This is a genomic window from Occultella aeris (genome assembly GCF_902703175.1).
Lineage (GTDB): Bacteria > Actinomycetota > Actinomycetes > Actinomycetales > Beutenbergiaceae > Occultella > Occultella aeris.
The window spans coordinates 98,079-119,752 of record NZ_CACRYJ010000034.1 but is presented as its reverse complement, the minus strand read 5'-3'; the positions used below and the strand labels follow the sequence as shown (position 1 = coordinate 119,752).

Here is a 21,674-nt window from a genome sequence, read left to right as displayed (position 1 = left end):
TCGCTCGTGGACCCACCCGCAGCTGTCGCCGGGAGGTCCCGGCGCCCGGCTGCCCACGAACCGGTGTGCGCTTCGTCGCGCGTTCTCCTCATCTCTGAAGCGAAAGCCCTGAGGCCGTCCATCCGGGCCGGCTACCGACACGGCATGTCGGTCGCCGTCGGCGTTCGGCATCGTCTCCCGGTCGGGACCACGATGTCGGGCGCCAGAATGTTGACGTCAACTTAGCACCGTCACACGGTGCGATGTCACTCTCTTTGCTATCACGCTCTGGTAACAATCAGAGCGCCGGACGTCCTCTGCGTGATCCAAGTGTTGACGTCACCATTCGCCGCTAGACTCGACCGTCATGGTGAGCAACAGGGGCTCCCAACGCAGGAGTCGCGGCCCCTCGATCGAAGATGTGGCCGGCCTCGCGGGTGTCTCCGCCCAGACCGTCTCGCGCGTCGCGAACGAGGCCGACAACGTGCGCCCTGCGACCAGGGAGCGAGTGCTCCAGGCCATGGACCGCTTGGGCTACACCCCGAACCGCGCGGCCCGAGCCCTGCGCAACGGTGCCTTCGGTTCGATCGGGCTGATCGCGCGCACGTTCGCCCGCACCGGCGAGGCCCTGACGACCCAGTCGGTCGTCGAGGCCGCCGAGGCGGAGGGGTATTCCGTCACGTTGCTCGCCGTCCAGGAGCCCGAGGCCAACGGCTGGCGGCACGCGGTGCAGCGGTTGTCCCATCAGGCCGTCGACGGCCTGATCATCATCCGGGCCGAGGAGACCACCCCGGAATCCTTCCTGCTCCCGACCGGCATGCCGGTCTCGGTCTCAGACTCCCGGTTCATCGGCTACTACCCGGACGTCGGCGCCGACCAGGTGCAGGGAACCCGGGACGCCGTCGAGCATCTGCTCGGGCTCGGCCACCGCACCGTGCACCACCTCGCCGGCCCGGCCGACTCCGAGCCCGCGATGACGCGCAACGCGAGCTGGCACCGCACCCTGGAGGGCGCCGGCATCAGCCCGCCGGCGGTCTGGCGTGGGGACTGGACGGCTCAGTCCGGCTACGAGGCGGGCCGGGAGATCGTCGCTGACGCGTCGGTCACCGCCTTGTACGTGGCCAACGACGACATGGCACTTGGACTGCTGAGCGCCGCGCACGAGGCCGGCCGCCGCGTGCCCGAGGATCTCTCCGTGGTCGGGTTCGACGACATCGACCTCAGCAGGTTCGCCCACCCACCACTGACGACCGTGCGGCAGGACTTCGACCGCGCCGGCCGCGAGCTCGTCCGTCTCGTGCTGCAGCAGGTCACCCAGCCCGGCAGCGTCCGCTACGACGAGCGCGTCCTGCTCCCGACCACGCTCGTGGTGCGCGCCAGCACCGCGCCACCGCCCGCGCGCTGACGGGCAGTCACTGTCGTCACATCACGATGCGCCGTTCCTGGTCACGGGCAATCGACCGGCGAGAGCCCCGCCCCACACGCGGGGCGAGGCTCTCATCTTCGGCGGTAGCGGTGGGATTTGAACCCACGGTGGGCTGTTGACCCACACAGCATTTCGAGTGCTGCACCTTCGGCCGCTCGGACACGCTACCTGGCCGGGACAGGTTACCCGGCTCGGCCCCTCGCGCCCAAACCGGCCGCACATGGCCGCCCGGGAATCCGCCCCGTAGGGTGGCGAACGTGACCAATGCCACCTCGTCCACGTTCGCCGACCTGGTGGAGTTGCTCGCGGGCAGGCGGTTCGCGGTCCTGACCGGCGCGGGAGTCTCGACCGACTCCGGGATCCCGGACTACCGCGGCCCGGATTCCCCGCCGCGGACCCCGATGACCTATCAGCAGTTCGTCTCCGACCAGGGTTTCCGCCGGCACTACTGGGCTCGCAACCACGTGGGCTGGCGGCACATGCGCACGACCGAGCCGAATGCGGGCCACCGCGCCCTGGCCGCGCTCGAGGAGCGTGGGATCGTCCTCGGCGTGATCACCCAGAACGTGGACCTGCTGCACGAGCGCGCCGGCTCGAAGCGGGTCATCGACCTGCACGGGCACTACAACGAGGTGAGGTGCCTGAACTGCGGGACCGTGTTCACCCGGGCCGAGGTGCACGAGCGTCTGGATGCCCTCAACCCCGACTTCAGCGCGGAGGTCGGTGACGTCGAGATCGCCCCGGACGCGGACGCCGTGATCGCGGCCACGGAGTCCTTCGTGATCGCCGACTGCCCGGTGTGCGGGGGGATGCTCAAACCGAACATCGTCTACTTCGGTGAGAACGTCCCGAAGGAGCGGGTGCGGGCGGCGTTCGAGCTCGTCGACTCCGGGCAGGCGCTGCTCGTGGCGGGCTCGTCGCTGACCGTCATGTCCGGGCTCCGGTTCGTCCGGCACGCCCACCGCGAGAGCATGCCGGTGGGCATCGTCAATCGCGGTGTCACCCGCGGCGACCCGCTCGCCGACGTGAAGGTCGACGGCGGCACGTCCGAGACGCTGCAGGAGCTCGCCCGGTTGCTCTGACCGACGGCGCCCAGGTCGTTGAGCCCCCGACGGCGCACCCACCTCGGGTGCACCGGCCCGCCGGCCGCGTCGGTCAACTCGGGCACGCGGTCGATGCGGGTACGTTCCGGCCCCGGCGGGTCTCGGCCGCACCGGCCGACCGTTACCGCGCCCGCGCCGGCTGCCACTCGTCCACGGCGCCGTCGTGCTGACGGCGTGGACCAGGGGCGACAATCATGACCCGCTGCAGCGGCAGTGCCTCGGAGTTGTGCTCACGGAGCCAAGTCGCGAGCCGCTCACGGACGAAGCACTGCAGCGTCCAGTCGTCGTCGGTGTTCGCGGTAGTGACGAGCACCCTCACGCTCAGGCGCTCCCCCTCCGCGTCCGTGACCAGGACCGAGCGGGACCGGCCGTCCCAGAGTCCGCTCTCGTCCACCACCCGCTCGAACTCGGCGCGCAGGCCGTCGAGGTCCACTCGCCAGTCCAAGGACATCAGAAAGGTCCCCGTCACGCTGTTCCCTGTGCGGCTCCAGTTGATGAACGGCGTTGTGGTGAAGTAGGTGGACGGCAACACCTTGTGGCGCTCATCCCAGATGCTCACCACGACGTAGGACAACGTGATGTCCTCGATGGTGCTCCAGGTACCGTCGACCTCCACCACGTCCCCGATGCGGATCGCGTCGGTGAATGCCAGCTGCAACCCGGCGAGCACGTTTCCCAGACTCGCTTGCGCTGCGATCCCGATGACCACCGAGAGCACCCCGGCCGAGGCGAGGATGGTCGCCCCCACCCGCTCCACGCCCGGGAACGTGAGCAGCACGAGCGCGGCCCCCACGACGACGAAGACCACGGCCACCACCCGCCTGACCAGTTGCATCTGGGTCTGCGCGCGACGCCGTCCGCGGTCGTCCGCCTTCCGGGAGACCACGCGGCGCTGGGTGTGCTCGAGCCACGCGAGCACGAGCGTCGCGGCGAGCCAGACGGCCGCGACGACCACGGCGATCAACAGGACATGCAGGCCGACCTCCCGCAGCGCGCCGGGTTCGGCGTTCGCGGCTACCGCCGTCCGTAGTGCGATCGAGAGCAGAAGGGCGCCGAAGGGTCTGCGGACCCGCAGCCACCCGCTCCGCGCCCAGGGCGTCCGGCGACCGAAGCGAGTGAACGCGAGGTTGGCGACCAGGAGAACGAGTGTGACCGCGCCCGCGGACAGGGCGACGGCGATGAGCCAACTGAGGATGGGCCAGATGTCCATGGTTCCTCTCTAACAGAGGAGTCTGGGTGTCGGCAGGGCGCCGATGACTTCGCGGCACGAGTCGGGTCTGACCCTGATGATGGGCACCGGAGCGGCCGCTGCCCGCGAACCGAGCACGGAGGCAGAGATGGCCAACACCATCGACTCGATCATGCTGGGCACCACCGACCTCGATCGCCTGCACACCTGGTACACGACCGTGCTCCCGCCCGAACGAGCGGACCGCGCGGGCGCGTACTGGGTACTCGACTACGGAGGGTTCTACCTGTTCCTCGACCCCCGCGACGACGTGCACGCGGCCCACCCGGATCCGGCCCGCCTCATCCTGAACTTCGACGTGGCCGACGCCCGGGCCGCCTCCCGGCGCATCGACGCCGCCGGCGGGCACTGGGTCGCGCCGCTCGAGGACCGCGACGGGAGCCTGTTCGCGACCACCCAGGATCCGGACGGCAACTACGTCCAGATCATCCAGACCAGTCCGGCCGAACGGGCCACCATGGAGGCCGGCGGGGATACGAGTCTGCCCGCCGGGCTGCTCCCGTCCGCGTCCTACTCCGGCTTCGCCGCACCCGACACGGTGGCCGCGGCTGCGTTCTACCGCGATGTGCTCGGCCTGCAGGTCGCCGAGGACGACGGCATGGTCACATTGCGCCTCGGCCACCGCAACGTGCTCATCTACCCCAAGCCCGACCACGTGCCGGCGACGTACACGATCCTCAACCTGCCGAGCGCCGATATCGAGTCAACAGTGCGTGACCTCACGGCACGGGGCGTCGCATTCGAACGGTACGAGCAGATGGAACAGGACGAGCTCGGCATCCATCGAGGCGGCGGGCCGCTGATCGCGTGGTTCACCGATCCGGCCGGGAACATCATCTCGGTGATAGCGGAGTGAACCGACCCGACGACGGCCCGTTCAGCGGGACGGCCGGGGCGCCTCGTCGCCCCGGTCGCGCCGGGCGGCGAAGAACTCGGTGAGCAGGGCCGCGCACTCCTCGGCGCGCACTCCCCCGGTCACCTCGGCGCGGTGGTTCAGCCGGGAGTCGCGGACGACATCCCGGGTGGACCCGCAGGCGCCGGCCTTCTCGTCCCAGGCGCCGAGCACCACGCGGGCCACCCGGGCCAGCACGATCGCGCCCGCGCACATGGTGCACGGCTCCAGGGTGACCACCAGCGTGCAGTCGTCCAGGCGCCATCGAGCGCGCCCCACTCCCGCCGCGCGCAGGGCGAGGATCTCCGCATGGGCGGTGGGATCGCCGTCGACCTCCCGCCGGTTGTGCGCGACGGCGAGCACCTCGCCGGAGCCCGAGACCAGCACTGCGCCGACCGGCACGTCGCCGGCGGCCGCGGCCCGCCGCGCCTCGTCGAGTGCGAGGCCCATCAAGGCGTGTTCGGACGTTTCGGCTGCGCCGGAAGCGGGCTGGGGCGAGTTCATCACCTCCTAGTGTGGAGCAGCGGCCGCCACATCGGGGCCGCTACATTTGAGACCATGCGCCTCCACGTCGCCGAGCACCCGCTGATCGCCCACAAACTGACCGTGCTGCGCGACGTGCGGACGCCGTCGCCGTTGTTCCGGCAGCTCACCGAGGAACTCGTGACGCTGCTGGCCTACGAGGCCACCCGGGACATCCGCACCGAACCCTGGGAGATCACCACCCCGGTCACGGACACGGTCGGCAGGAAGCTGACCGAGCCGCGCCCGATCGTGGTGCCGATCCTGCGCGCGGGGCTCGGCATGCTCGAGGGGATGACCCGGCTGCTGCCGACCGCGGAGGTCGGGTTCCTCGGCCTGCAGCGCAACGAGGAGACGCTCGAGGCGATCACCTACGCGAACCGCCTGCCGGACGACCTCTCCGGTCGTCAGTGCTACGTGCTGGACCCGATGCTGGCGACCGGCGGCACCCTGGTCGCCGCGATCGAGTACCTGTTCGAGCGCGGCGCCCGGGACGTCACCGCCGTGACCCTGCTCGCCGCCCCAGAAGGGCTGCGAGCGGTCCAGGAAGCCATCGGGGAGCGCGCCGACGTGACCATCGTGACGGCCTCCGTCGACGAGCGACTGAACTCCAAGGGCTACATCGTGCCCGGCCTCGGCGACGCCGGCGACCGCCTCTACGGCGTCGTCGACTGACGCCGCCTCAGATGTGACCCAGGGCCTGGGTCAGGTCCGCCTTGAGGTCGACCGGGTCCTCCAGCCCGACGGACAGCCGCACCGTGGAGTCGTGGATGCCGACGGCGGCCCGTTCGTCCCAGCTGATCTTCGAATGGGTGGTCGTCGCCGGGTGTGTCACGATCGACTTCACGTCGCCGAGGTTGTTCGAGACGTCCACGAGGCGCAGCGAGTCCAGGAACGCGAAGGCCCGGTTCTTGACCTCCTCCGGTTCTCCGTCGATCGCGAGGTCGAACGTGACGACGGTGCCGCCACCGCTCATCTGCTCCCTGGCCAGGGTCGCCTGCGGGTGGGAGTCCAGGAACGGGTACCGGACCCGGGAGATCAGCGGGTTGTCCTCGAGCCAGTGCGCGAGGTCCAGCGCGGCGGCGGTCTGCGCCCGGACCCGTAGTGCAAGTGTCTCCAGCCCTTTGAGCAGCACCCACGCGTTGAACGGGCTCAGCGACGGTCCGGTGTTACGGATCATCTGCTTGACCGGGCCCTCGATGTAGTCCCGGCCGCCGAGGATCGCGCCGCCGAGGACGCGACCCTGGCCGTCGATGTGCTTGGTCGCGGAGTAGACCACCACGTCCACGCCGAACTCCAGCGGCTTCTGCAGGATCGGGGTCGCGAAGACGTTGTCGAGGATGACGACGGCGCCCGCGGCGTGCGCGAGTTCGGTCACCTTCGCGATGTCGACGATGTCCTGCATCGGGTTGGACGGCGTCTCGAACAGCACCACGTCCGCCGGGGTGGCCAGGGCGGTCTTCCATTGGGACAGGTCGTGGGCGTCCACGTAGTCGGTGGTGACCCCCCACTTGCTGAAGATGTCGTTCAACAGCACGACGGTGGACCCGAACAGCGCACGTCCGGAGACGATCCGGCTGCCGGAACGCACCAGCGCCGCGATCGAGGTGAACACCGCGGACATCCCGGTGGCCGTCGCGAAACACGCCTCTGCGCCCTCGAGCAGGCGCAGCCGCTCCTCGAACGCGGACACGGTCGGGTTGCCGTACCGGGAGTAGATGAACCGGTCGAGCTGGCCCTTGAACGCGGCCTCCGCATCGGCGGCCTCGTCGTAGACGTAGCCCTGGGTCAGGAAGAGCGGCTCGGCCATCTCCCGGAACTCGGTGCGCTGGATCCCGCCACGCACACCAAGGGTGGCATCGGACAGGCCCTCGGGCAGCTCGGCGCGGGGTCGGGGATCGCTCACGACTGCCGCCAGGGCAGGCCCTCGGCGCGCCAGCCGCGTTCGCCTCGGTGGCCCTCAGGGCCGACGCCACCCTCGAACCCGTCCACCACGTTGTAGGCGGGGCCGAACCCGGCGGCGGTGGCCGCCTCGGCGGCACCGATGGAGCGCTGGCCGGAGCGGCACAGGAACACGACGGGGCGCTGGTCGCCGGGGGCGAGGCCGGTGGCGGCGAGCTGCTCGAGGAACGAGGGGTTGCGTTGGCCCTCGGGAAACGTGTTCCACTCGATCAGCGCCGTCGGGCGGTCGATGGAACTCGTCTCGGGAACGCCCACGAAGGACCACTCGGCGCGGGTGCGGACATCCACGAGCACCGCGTCCGGGTTCTGCTCCAACAGTTCCCACGCCGAGCGTGGACTCAGGTCACCTGCGTAACTCAAACGAATCGAACCTCTCCTTGAATGGCCTGTGGTAGCACCACGGCCTGGGCCGCGATCACCCGGGAACCGTCGAACGTCACGGACGGCGACCCGTACAACTGGTACCCCTGCGCGAGCGCGTCACTGACCCGCGCGCAGAACTCGGCGTCGTCCGGACCGGTCAGCAGTCGGTAGGTGTGACGCTCCGGGGCGGCCGGCTGGGTCGGGACGTCCTGTGCTGCGAGGTCGCTCATGAATCTCCTCCATCGGTCCTGGCGGTAGCACCATGTCCACACGGGATGGTTGCTGCGGCGTCGACGAGCCAGGTCTCTCGGCCACTCTGGATGGGTCCGGCTGCGATGGTATGCCCGGCTCCCCACCGCCCCCAACCCGCGGGCACATCTGCCCATCCTGCGAGACGGTCGGCCGCCCTACGCTGGCTGCCATGACGGAAGCCGCGCCCTTGATCGCCTCCCTCCAGGACGTCGTCGACGACACCTATCTCTTCGGCCTCGACCGCCAACGCGAGACGATGGACCTGACCCAGTCCGACGGCCCGTACGGGGACAGGTACAGCTCGGGCTACCGCACGGACATGACCGGCGGCACGATCACGTTCGTCGGCACGGACGAGATCACGGTGCGCGCCCACTTCGTCGGGTCCGCCGCGCCGGGCCCGAAGTCATGGCTGTGGGGCTGGGAGAACGTCAACTCCTTCCCCGAGCCGGTGGTCGCGCGGGTCGCAGCGGTCCGCGAGTTCGGGCAGCGGTTCGCCATCACCGAGCTCACGACGGCGGAGGTCCCGTTGACTGCGGAGCCCGCCACCGTGGCGCGCAGGTTCGCGGCCGCCGCGAGCCTGATCGCCGGGCCGTTGCCGTTCGTCACCTTCGCACTCGAGAACGGCACGGTGCTGACGTTCCTGGTGGAGTCACCCGCGCTCGAACCGATCCCGGCGAGCGCGATCCGGGCCGGGTCGGTGCTCCCCGAGGCCGCGTCCGAGGGTTCGATCTCGAACTGGTCGCGGGCGCTGCGGGCCTATGCACAGTGGCGCGGCTTCACGCTGGCGGAGGAAGGTGGCGCCCTCACGTTGCGGGCCCCGAACGGTCACGTCGAGGCCAAGCTGGACGACCAGGGCAGGCTCACCGCCCTCAGCATGTCGGCCGGCCCCACCCCGGCCTGAGGGCACCGACGTGCGGGACCTCATCACTCTGGCGGTCGCGCCCGGGCCTCAGGCACTCCCGCCGCGGTCAGCCCCTGAGGATTCCGCGTGACATGGCGACGGCGACCGCCTCGGTCCGGCTGCTCACGTCGAGCTTTGCCATGACCCGGCTCAGATGCACGCTCACCGTCTTCTCACTGATGAACAACTCCGTCCCGACCGCCCGGTTCGTGAGCCCCTGGGCGACGAGTTCGAGCACCGCCTGTTCGCGCGGGGTGAGCAGCGCGACGGCGGCAGCGCGCTGACCGGGCACGTTCAGTCGGTGACGGCGTGCGGTCGCGAGCAGGGCCTCCTCGAGGGGCCGTGCACGCAGCGTTCGTGCTGTCGCGAGCGCCGCCAGGAGCTCGTCCCCACCGTCGTCGGGATCGGACCCCGGCCCGGCGTCGTCGTCCGACCCCTGGCCCGGTCGGGCAACCGCCGGGGGCCCCGTCGACCCACCCTCCGCCCGCAGCACGAGCAGCACTTCGGCCAGGCGCCAGCGCGCGATGGCCTGCTGGTAGGTGTCGCCGTAGCCGAAGGCGTCGACGAGAGCGCGCCACGGGGCCGGGTCCGTCTCGCCACGCATCCGGCTGGCCTCGGCCCGGCACCGGGCCAGCCAGGCGAGGCCCTCCGGCCCGATGGTGGCCGCGCGCGGGTGGCCGCGCTCCGCGGCGTCCTCCGCGACGGCGAGGAAGCGCTCCCCGGTGGCGACCGCCTCGCGCTCGGCGCCCGAGTCGTGGACCTGGCGGGCGCGGGCGGCGAGGTCCGCCTGAGCGGTGATACCCACTGCGGCGACGTGGATGAGGGCCAGCATGGGTGGCTCGTCCTCGTCGCAGGCGCGCTGTTCGAGATCGGCGGTCGAGCCCATCGCATTGTGCAGGTTGCCGGCGATCGCCGCCGCTACGGGAGCCGTCACCTCCGCTGGGCGGTGCTGCCAGAGGTCACGTTCGGCGCGGGCGAACAGCGCGATCTTGAGCGGCTCGTCGTCGGCCAGCACCCAGGTGTCGACCCGGTCCAGAGCGGCCTCGACCTTCTCCCACTCGCCGCGACTGGCCGCGAGCAGCGCGGCGGATGCGGCCAGCACCCCCGAGATCCAGTCCGGTGCCTGCTCGCCCGGCGGGCTCGCCAGCTGCTCGACGAGGTCCCAGGCCCCGCGCGCGTAGTTCACGTGCACCGCGATCCAGGCGAGCTCCCGACCATAGGTGGCCCAGGTCAGTCCGGTCTCCGCGGCCCGAGCCAGACCCCGGTCGAGCTGCGTCGCGGCGGCTTCGAGCTCGCCGAGCTCGAACTGCCCCACCGTCAGGTTGAACACGGCGCGCAGCTCCACCTCGAAGGCACCTACCTCGGCTGCTCGCGTGCGAGCCTCCTCGAGGGTGGTCAGGGCACGGTCGACCTCACCGTCGCTCAGCTGCATGTAGGCCAGGGTGGTCAGCGCGTCCGCCTCCGCGCCGCCGTCCCCACTGGCGCGGGCGTCTGCGATCGCAGCCTCGGCGTATCCCCGGCTCGAGTCCTTCAGTTCCCCGAACGCGAGCGTGCTCAGCACCCAGGCGCGTTCGGAACTCGTGGGCTCGTCCCGGATCAGGTCCCAGGCCTCGGCGATGACCGACTGCGCCTCCTGCCACTGATCCACCGAATAGAGGATCTTGGCGAGGCGACGGCGCACCGAGGCTCGCGTAACGATGTCGCCGTCGGCGTCGGCGAGTTTGAGCGCGGCCCGGGCGAACGCGAGGGAGCGGTCCACCTGCCCGGCGGCGACCGCTGCATCCGAGGCCCGGATGGTCAGATGGAGCTCGTCGGTGCCGCTCACCGTGGCCGGGTCCGGCACGGCCTGCCACAGGGCGAGTGCGCTCTCCAGGTGCGCGAGCGTGTCGGCGGTCGCTCCGACCTGAGCGGCTTCGTCCGCGGCGCCCACGTGCGCGGCCAGCGCGGTGGGCAGGTCGTTGGCCCGGCTCGCGTGGTACGCCTGCGCGCCCCGCCAACCGGACAGGCGCAGCTGCGCGAGCAGGCTGGCGTAGGCCGCGTGGATGCGCGTGCGCTCGCCCGGCAGGAGGTCGGAGTATGCCGCCTCGCGGAGCAGGGCGTGCCGGAACTCGTAGGAGGCATCGCCGTCGGGATCGGCGACCAGCACATGCAGCTGGACGCAGTCGCGCAGCGCCTCCTCGAGCTCGTCGTCGGTCAGGTCGAGAACCGCCCGCAGGGTGCTGTGCCGGATCCGGCGCTGGCCGGAGACCGCGGCGGTGCGCACCAGTCGCTGCGCGTTCGGGCCGAGCCGTTCGATGCGGCCGAGCAGGACGTCGGCGAGGGCGTCGCCCAGGCCGGTGGCCGAGCGGGCACTGGAGAGCAGCTCCTCGGCGAAGAAGGCGTTCCCCTCGGAGCGGCGGGCGATGTCGGCGATCAGGTGCTCATCGGCACCGGTGCCGAGGTGGTCGAGCAGGGCCAGTTCTCGCGCGAAGGCCCGCGCCTCCTCGGGTGAGAACGGGTCGAGCTCGAGGCGTTCGACGCGCCGCATCCGCCCCAGCTCCACGGTCATCGGCCGCACGGGGTGCCGCCGGTGCAGGTCGTCCGAGCGGTAGGTCAGTACCACCGTGAGCCGCTGCTCGGACATCCGCGCGACCAGGAACGTGATCAGGTCCCGCGTGGACGGGTCGGACCAGTGCAGGTCCTCGATCACGAGCAGGACCGGGCGCTCCGCACTGAGCATGGTGAGCACGCCGAGGAAGGAGTCGAAGAGGGGCAGCTGCTCGGTGGGACGGTCGGTGCCCGAGCGGCTCACCAGGGTCGCCAGCGCCTGCCGGTCCTCGAGGATCCCGGGATCGGCGTCCCGGATCTGTTCGAGGATCTCCACGACGGGAAGGTAGGGCGGGGCCGACTCGCCGAGGCCGACACAGTGGCCGGTGAGCACGTAGCCGCCGCCGGCTCGGACCTCGGCCGCGAACTCGGTCACGAGCCGCGTCTTGCCCACTCCCGCGTCACCGGGGAGCAGGACGGCCGCCGCCGAGCCGGCCGCGGCCTGCGCCCAGATCTCGCGTAGGCGCGCGAGTTCGTCACCGCGCGCTACCAGCGCGATCTCGGAGCCGACCCGTGCCACATCCGAGATCTTGTCACGGGTCGGCTCCGTGGGGACGGATGTAGATCCGCCCCACGGCTCCACGACGGCCGCCACGCCCGGCGCGCTCAGGCCCGCTTGATCAGGTCCGCGGGGTCGAGACCGCGCGCCGCGGCCGCCCGTCGGACCCGGCGCTCCTCCATCAGGCGGCGCACGCCGCTGCGGCGTGCGTTCTGCTGGCGGGAGCCGAGTTCCGACAGCAGGTGCTCGCGCCGGTACGCCAGGTCGGCGTTAAGGACGTCCAGATTCGGTTCCATGATGTGCTCCTTGCTCGTTCCCATGACCGATACGGTGCCGCTGAGGCACACCGGTCGGGTATCGGATGGTCACGCGGGCACTCGGGAGCAGACCCCTTACCCGCGCACTGAGGGGTCGTGCACGCAGGTAAGGGACACCCGATCAGGTGCTCCCCGCTGGAGTAAGGGGTCCTGCCGACGGGCGGTGCGCACACTCGCCGAACCAGTCCGTCCCTCAGCACCCCGACCCGCACACCCCCGATGGCGTGCGTCCAGAATGCGGACACGGGGACCGATCGGCGCGCCGGCCGAGCGCCCCGTGGCATCATGTGGTGCAGGTCATGAGTGCCAGCGCGTAGCCCCGGCTTGCTGGCCGGCAACCCTCCAACCGCGGTGGGGTGCCCCGGGTGACGACCGGGTCGGTGCCGCGGTGGCGCCGGCAAGCGCGGGCCCGCCACGGGTCCCACAGCGATCTGGAGGCTTTCCCATGACACTGCTCCCCCTCGTCGGCTCCGAGACCCGAGTCCCGCTGACCGTCCCGCTCGACGGCGCCGCGACCGTGCGGTACACGAACCTCGACTACGCCGCGAGCGCCCCGGCGCTGGCCGCCGTTGCCGAGGCCGTCACCCGGGCCTTGCCCCTGTACGCCTCGGTGCACCGCGGCGCCGGGTACCTGTCCCAGGTCTCCACGGCCCTCTACGAGCAGTCGCGGACGGCGATCGGCCGGTTCGTGGGTGCCCGTACCGACGACGTCGTGGTGATCACCCGCAACACCACCGACTCGCTGAACCTGCTCGCCGGGTGCGTGCCGGACGGCGCTCGCGTCCTGGTCCTGGACATCGAGCACCACGCGAACCTGCTGCCCTGGCAGCGGATCGGCGCGGACGTGCTCAAGGCACGCGGGACCGTGGCCGCGACCCTCGAGGCCCTGACCAACTCGCTCGCGACGCGGAACTACCGGCTGGTGGCGATCACCGGCGCCTCGAACGTGACCGGTGAGTCCCTGCCGGTGGCGGAGGTGGTCGCCCTGGCGCACGCGGCAGGGGCGAGGGTCGTCGTGGACGCCGCCCAGCTGGCACCGCACCGGCCGTTCTCCCTGACCGAGACGGGCGCGGACTACGTCGCCGTCTCGGGACACAAGCTGTACGCGCCCTACGGCGCGGGCGCGCTGATCGGTCGGCGGGACTGGCTCGACGCCGGCCGCCCCTACCTCGCCGGCGGAGGTGCGGTCACGAACGTCACCGTCGGCCACACCTCGTGGGAGCCGGCGCCGCAGCGGCACGAGGCGGGCAGCCCGAACGTGATCGGAGCCCTGGCCCTCGGGGTCGCGGCGACCGAGCTGACCGCCGTCGCCGATCGTCTCGCCGAGCACGACGGTGCGCTCCGGGAACGCTTGGTGTCCGCGCTGACCGAGATCCCGGGCGTGCAGGTGCTACGGCTCTGGTCGGACTCCAGGGACCCGGTCAGCGTGGTCTCCTTCACCGTGGCCGGCCACGACGCCGGCCTGGTGGCCGCGTACCTGTCCGCCGAGCACGGCATCGGCGTTCGCGACGGGCGGTTCTGCGCGCATCCCCTGCTCGAGGCGAGCGGCGTCGATGCCGGCCTGCGGGCCAGCATCGGCCTGGGTACCACCGAGGACGACGTCGACCGGCTCGTCCGGGGCGTGTCCGAGTTCGTCAGCACCGGACCCCGGTCGGACTACGAGGTCGTGGGCGGCCGCTGGCAGCCCCGCGACGACCAGCGCGAGCTCCCCGAGGCGATCGCGTTGCTGCGGGCACTGCACGCGGACTCCGACGCCCCTTCGGTGCTGGCCACCGCCGCCGCGGGCGCGGGCTGCGGTCCCGCACCGTCGGTCGCCGAGGTGCTCGCCGCCGTCGCGCACTGAGAGGGGCTCATCCCGCTAGATCACGTTGTCCGCGGCGACGGTGTCGATCTCCCAGACCCGGCCGTCCGGATCATCGGGATCGTGCGCGTCGACGGCTGCCCGCATCACGCCCTCGACCTTCGTCATCATCGCGTCGAACTCGGTCTGGGTGAGGCGGACCGTCCGCTGGGTGAAGTAGGCGTGCACGTCCGTCGCGCGGCCGGTGACGTACTCCGGGGCCCAGGCCGCCACCCGGCGCACGAGTTCGTGGTGGTCGTCGATCACGGTGCGCATAAGGACGCCCCCGAGCACCTCGTCCTCGACGGGGTGCTCGGGGGTGCCGAGGCTGTAGGCGCCCTTCACGGCCGTCCAGACACGATCGCGCCGGTCCCGAGCCCGCTCGGGAGCCTCGACGATGAGGCCCGCGTCCGCGAGCACGCGCAGGTGGAAACTGATGCTGTTCGCCGGCTCGTCGAGATCCGCGGCGATGTCCGCGGCCCGCGCGCACTCCCGCTGGGCCAGCACCTTCGTGATCCGCCGGCGCAGCGGGTGCGCCAGCGCCTTGAGCATCGCCGACGTCATCACGGACTCGCTCCAGGGCCCCGCCTCGCCATCGGCGGCGCTGGCGCGGGCGGAGCCTCCCGCGGACTTGTCCTCGGTGTTCGACATGGTCCGAGCATATCCCCAAGGAGTCTTGCGCAAGAACCATTGCGCAACAGTACTTGCGGATCTACAGTGTCTGGCATGACCCCTGACACGACCGTTGCCGCACCGCCGTCCCTGCTGGGCAACACCCGGTACCTCACGTGGCTGATCAGCGACACGAGTAGAGGGCTCGCAGCCGCCCTGTTCTCCTTCTCAGTGCCCCTCCTCGCCCTGATCATCACGAACGACCCCGCCCGGGCGGGCGTCATCGGCGCCGTTGGCCTCGTCGTACGTGCGCTGACCACGCTGGCCGGGGGCGTGATCGCGGACCGATACCGCCGAATCGCCCTGATGGTTCTCGGAGCGTCGATCGGCGTGGTGATCGCCGGCTCATTCACCCTGCTCGCACTCGGCGACGCCCTGACGTTCACGACCCTCCTGGTCGTCGCCGTGCTCCTCGCGGCACGCACCGGCCTCTTCGACGTGGCCGGCGAGAGCGCCCTCAAAGAGGTCGTGCCGGACGGTGCGATGGGCCGCGCCCAGGCCGCGAACCAGGGGCGAGACGCCATGCTCCAGCTCGCCGGCGGCCCCCTCGGCGGTGCCCTGCTCGCCGTCGGCGGCTGGGTGGTCGGCGCAGCGATGACCGCCTGCCAGCTGATCGCGGCCATCACCGCGTGGCTGCTCGGCCGCTCGTCGCCGGCGACCGAGGCAAGACCTTCGCCCGATGTGCGCGTTCGGGCCGATCCGGAGGTCCCAGCCGCAGCCTCGACGGCCGGGGATGCGCCGACCACCGAACGGAACGCGCTCGCCGAGCTGCGCGCCGGCTTCGCGTGGTTGCTCTCCCGCACGGATCTGCGAGGCGTCCTGCTGGTGTCCACGATCATCAACCTCGGCTTCAACGCTGCCATCACGACCGTGGTGTACGCGTTGCAACAGGACGGGCAGTCCCCGGCTGCGATCGGTTGGGTCTCGGCCGGGGCGGGTGCCGCGATGCTGCTCGGGGCGGTCGTCGCGCCGATGCTGGTGTCCCGGGTGCCGGCCGGCGTGCTGACGATCGTCGGGCTCACCGTGGCGGCCGTCGGCGCCTACTCCCTCTCGCTCGTGGACTCGGTCTGGGCGATCACCGCCGTGCTCGCAGCCTCTGTGCTCGCGGTCCCCGCCCTGAACGCGGCTCTGATGGGGTACTTCATGGTCGCGACTCCGAGCGAACTCCTCGGCCGGGCGAACAGTGCGTCCATGGTCCTCGGGATCGGGGCGATGCCGCTCGGTCCGCTGATCGCGGGCTTCGGGCTCGCCTGGATCGGGCGTGAGGGCACCATCGCCATCTGCGCGGCGCTCTGCGCCGTCGCTGCACTCCTGGCAATCACCAACCGTGGCCTGCGGGCGCTGCCCGCAGAGTCCGGGTGGACCGCCCACGCCGCGCGGTTCGGCACCCGCTGACCACCTGGACCCATCCCTCGAGAGTGCGGCTGTGCGGCGCATCGGCGTCCACGGGCCGCACAGTCGCACTCTCGCCGGGTCCTGAGGGCTCCGGAGTGCGGGATGATGTGTCGGTGACCAGTCTCGACGCTCCCGTTCCCGACGTGCTCGGCGGGGAGTTCACCGCCCGGACGATCACACTCGCACCCGACGGCCAAGCCTCCGGGCCGCCAGTGGCCACCCTGGTCCGGCTGGGCCGCGAGCGCACCCGGGACGTCGCGGTGATGTACCTGCACGGCTTCACCGACTACTTCTTCCAGGCCGACCACGCGGCTGCGTGGGCCGAGCATGGCTACGACTTCTTCGCGCTCGACCTGCGCGACTACGGGCGGTCGATCCGACCGGGCCGCCAACCCGGCTGGGTCGAGGACCTGCGCAGCTACGACGAGGAGCTGGACGCCGCGCTGGCGGCGATCCGCGCCGAGGGGTACCGCACGGTCATGCTGCTCGGTCACTCGACGGGCGGCCTGATCGCGACGCTGTACGCGAGCGACCATCCCGGCTCGGTCGATGCCCTGGTCCTGAACAGCCCGTGGTTCGACCTCAACGAGAACTGGTTCTATCGGGTGATCGCCACGCGGGTCGTGGACCTCGTCGGCCCTCGGGTTCCCCACCTCAAGGTCGGTAGCCTGGACCAGGCCTACGGCCGGCATCTGCACGTCTCCACGGGCGGGCCGTACGACTACGACCTGGCCTGGAAGCCCGTCGAGGGTTTCGAGGCCCACGCCGGGTGGCTGCGCGCGATCCGCCGCGGCCACGCCCGGATCGCGCACGGGCTCGACGTGGACGCGCCGGTGCTGATGTGTACGTCCGCCCGGTCCGGGTCCGCGAACCGGCCCAGCCAGGACGATCTCGACGGCGCCGACTGCGTTCTGGACGTCGAGCACATGCATGGCCGGATCGGGCGCGTCGGACCCGACGTCACCGCGGTGCGCATCACCGGCGGGTGGCACGACCTCGCCCTGTCCGGGCCGGCCGCTCGCGCCGAGTACGAGCGCACCGTGTTCGACTGGCTCGCGGCCCGCCTCAGGACCGGCGCAAACGCTCGCTAAGGTAGGTCCATGACCGTGCCGGCGCCCCCACCCCAGGGAGCACCGGTGCACACAGGTCAGGGACAGTCGCTGCTCAGTGAGAGCGTGTCCCTGGTCCGCACCACCGGCCGGCTCCTGGCCCGGCACTGGCTCCCGCTCGCGGTGATCGCCGTCGCCGGGGTCGCGGCGCACTGGTACCTGCTGGACCTCGCGGTGTGGCTGGGCCGGTTCGGGGCCGTGCCCGGGATGCTCGGGCTGTCGCTGGTCCCGTTCAGCACCATGCTCGCGGTGATCGGGATGCTCCTGGTGCTGCGGCGCCGGGAGCGTTCGCGGCACGTCGCTGTCGACCTGCTCGCCGCCACCGGGAGCGTGCTCCTGCCGTTCCTGGTCGTCTACCAGAGCGGCGGCCGATTGGACGACGACCTGCGCCATCACTCGTACTTCGGGATCCAGGACGACTTCTCCCGTTTCGAGACCACCGACATCGACGGCGCCGCGCGAATCCCGGACGCGGCCTCCACGCTGGTGCTGGCGATCGTGGGGGCCGCGCTGGTCGGCCGCCTCATCGGCGGCTACTTCGTCACGTCCGGGAGGTTCTGGAAGGGCCGCGACGATCCCCGGCGCACCGCGCTGCAGGCGCTCGTCGGCTACCTCGAACTGGTCTGGATCGTCCTCGGTGCCTACGTGGTCGGCAGCCTGGTGGCCACCGCGGTCGGGTGGCTGAGCAGCCGCGCGGTGACGCACTGGGTCATCGACCTCTGGGCCGGGGTGCGGATCGACTTCCCGGTCATCGGTGGTGTCGGCGACTGGGCGATCGGCGCGATCGGCCCGGTCGCCGCCGCGCTCGGGACCGCCCTGATCGTCCCGATCGCCTGGCTCGCCATCGGCACGATCATCTACGGGATCGAGGCCAGTGACGTCATCGCCGATGACGAGGTGGCCCGCCTGAGCGGCCGCGCACCGCTCCTGAACCGCGTCACGCGCCGGTTCGGAGACACCACCATCACCAAGGCCTGGCACGCCCTGGCCGAGCCGAACGGCCGGTTCGGCGCGCTCATGGGCGGGATGGCCATGATCGTGCGGGCCGGCTGGATCACCGTGCTGGTCTTCTGCCTCGGCTACGTCCTCATCACGCAGATCCCCTATCTGGTCTGGGGAGTGGCACGTCTGCTCGCCGGCAACATCACCACGCTCGGCTGGTTCGCCCTCTGGGACCCGCTGGACGTCATCGCCGAGATCCTCGTGCTGATGGTCTCCGCGGCCCTGCTCGCCGCGGCCGCGGACAGCCTGCTGCAGCGCTACGGCGCCAACCCGTCGCTGCGGCTGCCGCTCCCCCGCCGCAATGAGAACGCCGGCCCGCTCGGCTACGCCCGCGGCACCACGCAACCGGGCGCCGACCCGGCCTGGGGCGACCGGCCGCCGTCGGGCATCACGGCGCCGCAGGCGGCCCCCGACCCAGCCGGGACCCACCGGCTGGGTCACTCGGTCACGGGCAGCCTGAAGTAGTCCGGGGACAGGCTCCAGCTCGACTCGAGCCGGACCGTGGCCGGTTCCGCGTCCTCCGGCATCAGGACGAGCAGGTACTGGACGTCGGGCAACGGCTCGTCGTCCGGTTCCGGCTGCGCGACGTCGAGGGAGTCCTGGACGCCGTCCACGCCGTAGGGCACGTCGTTGCCCGTCTCGAACCGCCGGCCCTGGGTGTCCTGGACCAGGACGTCCAGGCTGTAGATCTCGGTGTTCGTGCTCTCCACCGCGAGGCCGACCTGCCACAGCACCGTGCCCGCGGGCGGCTCCCACCGCTCATCGTAGGTATTCACGCCGCCATCGAGTCGTTCGACCCCGACCAGTTCGATGCTGATGCCCTCGTGGCTGGCCACCCCGTTCGCGTCGACCGGCACCGGCACGTGCGACTCCCCGTTCCACCAGGTGTCCCGGGCCTCCGCGCTCACCCGCCAGCCGAGCGCGCCCAGGACCAGGATTCCCACCACCGCGAGTGCCACCGTGGCGCGCCGGGACCGGTGCTGCGGCAGTGGCGGCGGGGCGGCCGGTAGCGGCTCACGAGCCGGTGCCATCCAGTCCTCGCGACCCTGCCCGGGCTGATACGGGGGCGGGTACGGCGCGGGTCCGCTCATCGCTCACCCGCCGGCAGCAGTTCGGGCTCCTCGAGGATCGCCGGGCCTGCCTCGACCGCGCCGGGGTCGACCCGCAGTTTGAGCACGGCGTAGGGCATCGGGGTGTCGGAGGCCGTTCCCTGACCCGATGGCCAGGCCTCGAAGGTCAGGTCGCCGAGCGCGTCCAGCGGCACCTCGAAGGCCAAGGTGCCCCGGTGCCAGAGGTCCGGGCTGGCGAACCATTCGCCGAAGGCCCGGCCGGTCGTGGGGTACCGGCGGCCGCGCGCGTCCACCAGGACGAAGTCACCGGGCAGGCTCGGCTCGTCGGTGGTGGCGTAGGACAGGTCCACGAGCACCCAGACCCCGACTGTCTCGAGGGGGTTCTCGTCCTCGTCGAGGATCGTCTCGTAGGCACGCGCACCCGAGACGTTCACCTGGAGGGGATGCACCACCGAGTCCCGCCCGAGGGTCATCCGCACGCCGATGGGCCCGTTCGGGGGTGCGTTGGCATCGAGGGCGTTGACCCCGAGCCCGGCGCCCACCAGCACGGCGAGCATGGTGACGGTGACCGCCCAGCGTGGGACCGGCCGCCCCGTCACGGTTCCTCGTCCAGGATCGCGGGCGGGACCTCGTCGTCGCGGGGCACGGCGATGACGCCGATCCGGTCCCCCGCGAACCAGGTGGGTGTCTGGAACAGGAAGCTGATGTCCTCGTAGGTCTCGGTGAGGGTGAGCTCCACCTCGTCCCCGATGGCGCCGGAGTCGCGCACGGGCCAGAGCATCGCGACGTGGACCGGCAGGTCCGCGGTCAGGAAGTTCGCGCGCGAGTCGTCGGCCAGCAGGACGACCTGCTGGAACCGCTCCTCGACGAGGTCCGCGCCGCTCAGGCGGAAGTTCTGGTAGTCGGTAGGGATCCCTTCGAGCTCGGAGGTCTCGAGCACCATCACCACCCCGACCCAGGCATCCGCCTCGTCAGGGATGCCATAGATGTCGACCTGGTCGGAGACGAAGAAGGACTCCACGGTCACCGTGTACGGGCCGACGTCCACGGCCTCTCCCACCGCGAGCTGGCGGGCGGGCTCGGGCGCGACCCTCGCGAAGCCCCCGACGGCGGCGATGACCAGGATCAGGACCGCGACCATAGCGATGGCGATCCGCCGCGGCCAGGTACGCACGACCCAGCGCGCGATCCCCGGCACGCTCAACAGCGCCCCCACGTCGTTGGCCACGCGCCTAGAGTACGCCGATGCGCTGGTCGCGGCCCCGCACCGCATAGCATGGTGATCCCAGCAGGTTGCCGATCAGAGGACACGATGGCCACCAGGACAGTCACCGAACTCACCGATGATCTCGACGGTGGTCCGGCGCAGCACACCGTGCGGTTCTCACTCGAGGACACCATCTACGAGATCGACCTGAACAAGGCGAACCGGGACGCGCTGCTCACCGCCCTCGCGCCGTTCGCCGCCGCCGCACGTCGCGTCCGCGGCGGCGTGGTCGAGCCCGCGACGGTGCGCGAGGAGACCCCGGTGGACCCGCGGGCGGTCCGGGAGTGGGCGCGGTCGCGCGGCATCGCGATCCCGCCGCGGAGCCGGGTGCCGCGGGAGGTCGTCGACGCGTTCCGCGAGGCCGGTTACTGACGCCCGCCCCCGCGTCGGTGGGGCCACCTAGGGTGGTCGGCATGACCACTCTCGGTATCGTCTTTCCGCCCGATCAACCCCCGGAACGTCTGCGCGGAGTCGCCCTCGCCGCCGAGTCCGCCGGCCTGGACGAGCTCTGGCTCTGGGAGGACTGCTTCTCCGAGTCCGGTGTCGCGCCCGCCTCGGCCGTGCTCGCCTGGACCGAACGGATCACCGTCGGAATCGGCCTGTTCCCGGTCCCGCTGCGCAACGTCGCGATCACCGCCATGGAGATCGCCACGATCTCCCGGCTCTTCCCCGGCCGGTTCCTGCCGGGGGTAGGTCATGGCGTGCTCGACTGGATGGGGCAGGTCGGCGCGCGTGCGACGTCGCCGCTGACCCTCCTTCGTGAGTACACGACCGCGCTGCGCGCGCTGCTCGACGGCGAGTCCGTCACCACGAGCGGCGCGTACGTCCACCTCGACGACGTTCAGCTCCGGTATCCGCCGGACCCGGCGCCGCCGCTCCTGGTCGGCGCCGTCAAGCCGAAGACCCTCGCGCTCGCCGGCGAGGTGGGCGACGGCGTCCTGCTGGGTGCCGGCGGCGAGTCGCCGGAGGCGGTGGCCGAGAGCATCCGGGTGGCCACGCAGGCGCGTGCTGCGCAGGGCAGCACCAGCCCGTTCGACGTCGTCATGACCGTGAACGTGCCGGTGGGTGCGTCGCCGGAGGTCATCGAGGCCGCGGTGCGGCCGTACCTGGAGGTCGGGGTGAGCCGCGTCCCGGTCTGCGGCCTGGACACCAATGGCATGCCCGACGGCACCGAGGCGCTGCTGGGGCTCGTGGACGCCGTGGCGCAGGCACGGTCGCGGCTGGTCTGATCGGGCTCGCCGGGACGACGGCGGCCCCCGGGTTGG

22 protein-coding genes, 1 tRNA gene and 2 riboswitches are annotated in these 21,674 nt (G+C 71.5%); of the genes, 11 read left to right on the top strand and 12 right to left on the bottom strand.

Translation table 11 applies throughout. The annotated features are described in order from the left end of the window. Positions 1 to 346: 346 nt before the first annotated feature. The gene (locus tag HALOF300_RS12510; RefSeq protein ID WP_156741268.1) at positions 347 to 1,384 is read left to right on the top strand and encodes a LacI family DNA-binding transcriptional regulator; all 1,038 of its coding nucleotides are present in this window, start codon (positions 347 to 349) and stop codon (positions 1,382 to 1,384) included. A gap of 102 nt (positions 1,385 to 1,486) precedes the next feature. On the opposite strand, the gene HALOF300_RS12505 is transcribed toward HALOF300_RS12510, so the two are convergent. Beyond that, positions 1,487 to 1,574, bottom strand: a tRNA-Ser gene (locus HALOF300_RS12505). Between the two features lie 79 nt (positions 1,575 to 1,653). Between HALOF300_RS12505 and HALOF300_RS12500 the strand changes: the two genes are divergently transcribed. Beyond that, positions 1,654 to 2,487 (top strand): NAD-dependent protein deacetylase, encoded by an 834-nt coding sequence (locus tag HALOF300_RS12500; RefSeq protein ID WP_156741267.1) that lies wholly within the window; start codon positions 1,654 to 1,656, stop codon positions 2,485 to 2,487. Positions 2,488 to 2,629: 142 nt separating this feature from the next. Here the strand turns inward: HALOF300_RS12500 and HALOF300_RS12495 are convergent, their stop codons facing one another. Next, positions 2,630 to 3,718 carry a mechanosensitive ion channel family protein gene (locus HALOF300_RS12495; RefSeq protein ID WP_156741266.1) on the bottom strand — a complete coding sequence of 363 codons (1,089 nt, stop codon included), beginning with the start codon at positions 3,716 to 3,718 and terminating at the stop codon, positions 2,630 to 2,632. 127 nt (positions 3,719 to 3,845) lie between these two features. Here HALOF300_RS12495 and HALOF300_RS27630 point away from each other — a divergent pair, with 127 nt between their 5' ends. Beyond that, on the top strand, positions 3,846 to 4,613 hold the full coding sequence (locus HALOF300_RS27630) for a VOC family protein (protein ID WP_156741265.1): 768 nt from the start codon (positions 3,846 to 3,848) through the stop codon (positions 4,611 to 4,613). A 21-nt stretch (positions 4,614 to 4,634) separates the two neighbouring features. Here HALOF300_RS27630 and tadA read toward each other — a convergent pair whose 3' ends face one another. Continuing rightward, a complete protein-coding gene (gene tadA, locus HALOF300_RS12485; RefSeq protein WP_156741264.1) occupies positions 4,635 to 5,153 on the bottom strand; it encodes a tRNA adenosine(34) deaminase TadA in 519 nt (172 codons plus the stop codon). Between the two features lie 54 nt (positions 5,154 to 5,207). Here tadA and upp point away from each other — a divergent pair, with 54 nt between their 5' ends. Beyond that, the gene (upp, locus tag HALOF300_RS12480; RefSeq protein ID WP_156741263.1) at positions 5,208 to 5,846 is read left to right on the top strand and encodes a uracil phosphoribosyltransferase; all 639 of its coding nucleotides are present in this window, start codon (positions 5,208 to 5,210) and stop codon (positions 5,844 to 5,846) included. A 7-nt stretch (positions 5,847 to 5,853) separates the two neighbouring features. On the opposite strand, the gene HALOF300_RS12475 is transcribed toward upp, so the two are convergent. Genes HALOF300_RS12475 through HALOF300_RS12465 form a run of 3 tightly spaced genes read right to left on the bottom strand, consistent with a single transcriptional unit; the run spans position 5,854 to position 7,726 of the window. Next, positions 5,854 to 7,077 (bottom strand): O-succinylhomoserine sulfhydrylase, encoded by a 1,224-nt coding sequence (locus HALOF300_RS12475; RefSeq protein ID WP_156741262.1) that lies wholly within the window; start codon positions 7,075 to 7,077, stop codon positions 5,854 to 5,856. Beyond that, positions 7,074 to 7,493: a rhodanese-like domain-containing protein gene (locus HALOF300_RS12470; RefSeq protein WP_156741261.1), complete on the bottom strand. Its 420-nt coding sequence runs from the start codon at positions 7,491 to 7,493 to the stop codon at positions 7,074 to 7,076. The genes HALOF300_RS12475 and HALOF300_RS12470 overlap by 4 nt, the downstream gene beginning before the upstream one ends. Further along, on the bottom strand, positions 7,490 to 7,726 hold the full coding sequence (locus HALOF300_RS12465; RefSeq protein ID WP_156741260.1) for a DUF1737 domain-containing protein: 237 nt from the start codon (positions 7,724 to 7,726) through the stop codon (positions 7,490 to 7,492). The genes HALOF300_RS12470 and HALOF300_RS12465 overlap by 4 nt, the downstream gene beginning before the upstream one ends. A 6-nt stretch (positions 7,727 to 7,732) precedes the next feature. Then, a riboswitch (SAM riboswitch) is annotated at positions 7,733 to 7,823 on the bottom strand. 94 nt (positions 7,824 to 7,917) lie between these two features. Between HALOF300_RS12465 and HALOF300_RS12460 the strand changes: the two genes are divergently transcribed. Next, complete coding sequence (locus HALOF300_RS12460; protein ID WP_156741259.1) at positions 7,918 to 8,652, top strand: DUF6882 domain-containing protein; 735 nt, start codon at positions 7,918 to 7,920, stop codon at positions 8,650 to 8,652. Between the two features lie 67 nt (positions 8,653 to 8,719). Here the strand turns inward: HALOF300_RS12460 and HALOF300_RS12455 are convergent, their stop codons facing one another. Beyond that, positions 8,720 to 11,758, bottom strand: coding sequence for a helix-turn-helix transcriptional regulator (locus HALOF300_RS12455; RefSeq protein ID WP_156741258.1), 3,039 nt, complete (start codon positions 11,756 to 11,758; stop codon positions 8,720 to 8,722). A gap of 86 nt (positions 11,759 to 11,844) precedes the next feature. Next, complete coding sequence (locus HALOF300_RS12450) at positions 11,845 to 12,033, bottom strand: hypothetical protein (RefSeq protein ID WP_156741257.1); 189 nt, start codon at positions 12,031 to 12,033, stop codon at positions 11,845 to 11,847. A 316-nt stretch (positions 12,034 to 12,349) separates the two neighbouring features. Continuing rightward, positions 12,350 to 12,464, top strand: a riboswitch (SAM riboswitch). 35 nt (positions 12,465 to 12,499) lie between these two features. On the opposite strand from HALOF300_RS12450, the gene HALOF300_RS12445 reads away from it, so the two are divergent. Beyond that, complete coding sequence (locus tag HALOF300_RS12445) at positions 12,500 to 13,897, top strand: aminotransferase class V-fold PLP-dependent enzyme (RefSeq protein ID WP_156741256.1); 1,398 nt, start codon at positions 12,500 to 12,502, stop codon at positions 13,895 to 13,897. A gap of 15 nt (positions 13,898 to 13,912) precedes the next feature. On the opposite strand, the gene HALOF300_RS12440 is transcribed toward HALOF300_RS12445, so the two are convergent. Then, positions 13,913 to 14,545, bottom strand: coding sequence for an ArsR/SmtB family transcription factor (locus HALOF300_RS12440; RefSeq protein ID WP_197522520.1), 633 nt, complete (start codon positions 14,543 to 14,545; stop codon positions 13,913 to 13,915). 75 nt (positions 14,546 to 14,620) lie between these two features. On the opposite strand from HALOF300_RS12440, the gene HALOF300_RS12435 reads away from it, so the two are divergent. The 3 genes from HALOF300_RS12435 (at position 14,621) to HALOF300_RS12425 (ending at position 18,537) form a co-directional block, all read left to right on the top strand. Then, a complete protein-coding gene (locus tag HALOF300_RS12435; protein ID WP_156741255.1) occupies positions 14,621 to 15,961 on the top strand; it encodes an MFS transporter in 1,341 nt (446 codons plus the stop codon). 113 nt (positions 15,962 to 16,074) lie between these two features. Continuing rightward, a complete protein-coding gene (locus tag HALOF300_RS12430) occupies positions 16,075 to 17,052 on the top strand; it encodes an alpha/beta hydrolase (protein WP_156741254.1) in 978 nt (325 codons plus the stop codon). 45 nt (positions 17,053 to 17,097) lie between these two features. Then, entirely contained in the window at positions 17,098 to 18,537 is a 1,440-nt protein-coding gene (locus HALOF300_RS12425) for a hypothetical protein (RefSeq protein ID WP_156741253.1), read from the top strand. Here HALOF300_RS12425 and HALOF300_RS12420 read toward each other — a convergent pair. Genes HALOF300_RS12420 through HALOF300_RS12410 form a run of 3 tightly spaced genes read right to left on the bottom strand, consistent with a single transcriptional unit; the run spans position 18,510 to position 20,370 of the window. Further along, positions 18,510 to 19,163 (bottom strand): hypothetical protein, encoded by a 654-nt coding sequence (locus HALOF300_RS12420; RefSeq protein WP_156741252.1) that lies wholly within the window; start codon positions 19,161 to 19,163, stop codon positions 18,510 to 18,512. The two genes, HALOF300_RS12425 and HALOF300_RS12420, sit on opposite strands and share 28 nt — an antisense overlap. Continuing rightward, positions 19,160 to 19,741, bottom strand: a complete 582-nt coding sequence (locus HALOF300_RS12415; protein ID WP_156741251.1) for a hypothetical protein — start codon at positions 19,739 to 19,741, stop codon at positions 19,160 to 19,162. Before HALOF300_RS12415 ends, HALOF300_RS12420 begins: the two co-directional genes overlap by 4 nt. Further along, on the bottom strand, positions 19,738 to 20,370 hold the full coding sequence (locus tag HALOF300_RS12410; RefSeq protein ID WP_156741250.1) for a hypothetical protein: 633 nt from the start codon (positions 20,368 to 20,370) through the stop codon (positions 19,738 to 19,740). Before HALOF300_RS12410 ends, HALOF300_RS12415 begins: the two co-directional genes overlap by 4 nt. Before the next feature lie 84 nt (positions 20,371 to 20,454). On the opposite strand from HALOF300_RS12410, the gene HALOF300_RS12405 reads away from it, so the two are divergent. Together HALOF300_RS12405 and HALOF300_RS12400 are read left to right on the top strand one after the other, a co-directional pair. Then, the gene (locus HALOF300_RS12405) at positions 20,455 to 20,781 is read left to right on the top strand and encodes a histone-like nucleoid-structuring protein Lsr2 (RefSeq protein WP_154792767.1); all 327 of its coding nucleotides are present in this window, start codon (positions 20,455 to 20,457) and stop codon (positions 20,779 to 20,781) included. Positions 20,782 to 20,822: 41 nt separating this feature from the next. Next, positions 20,823 to 21,638 carry an LLM class flavin-dependent oxidoreductase gene (locus HALOF300_RS12400; protein ID WP_156741249.1) on the top strand — a complete coding sequence of 272 codons (816 nt, stop codon included), beginning with the start codon at positions 20,823 to 20,825 and terminating at the stop codon, positions 21,636 to 21,638. The last annotated feature ends 36 nt before the right edge of the window (positions 21,639 to 21,674 follow it).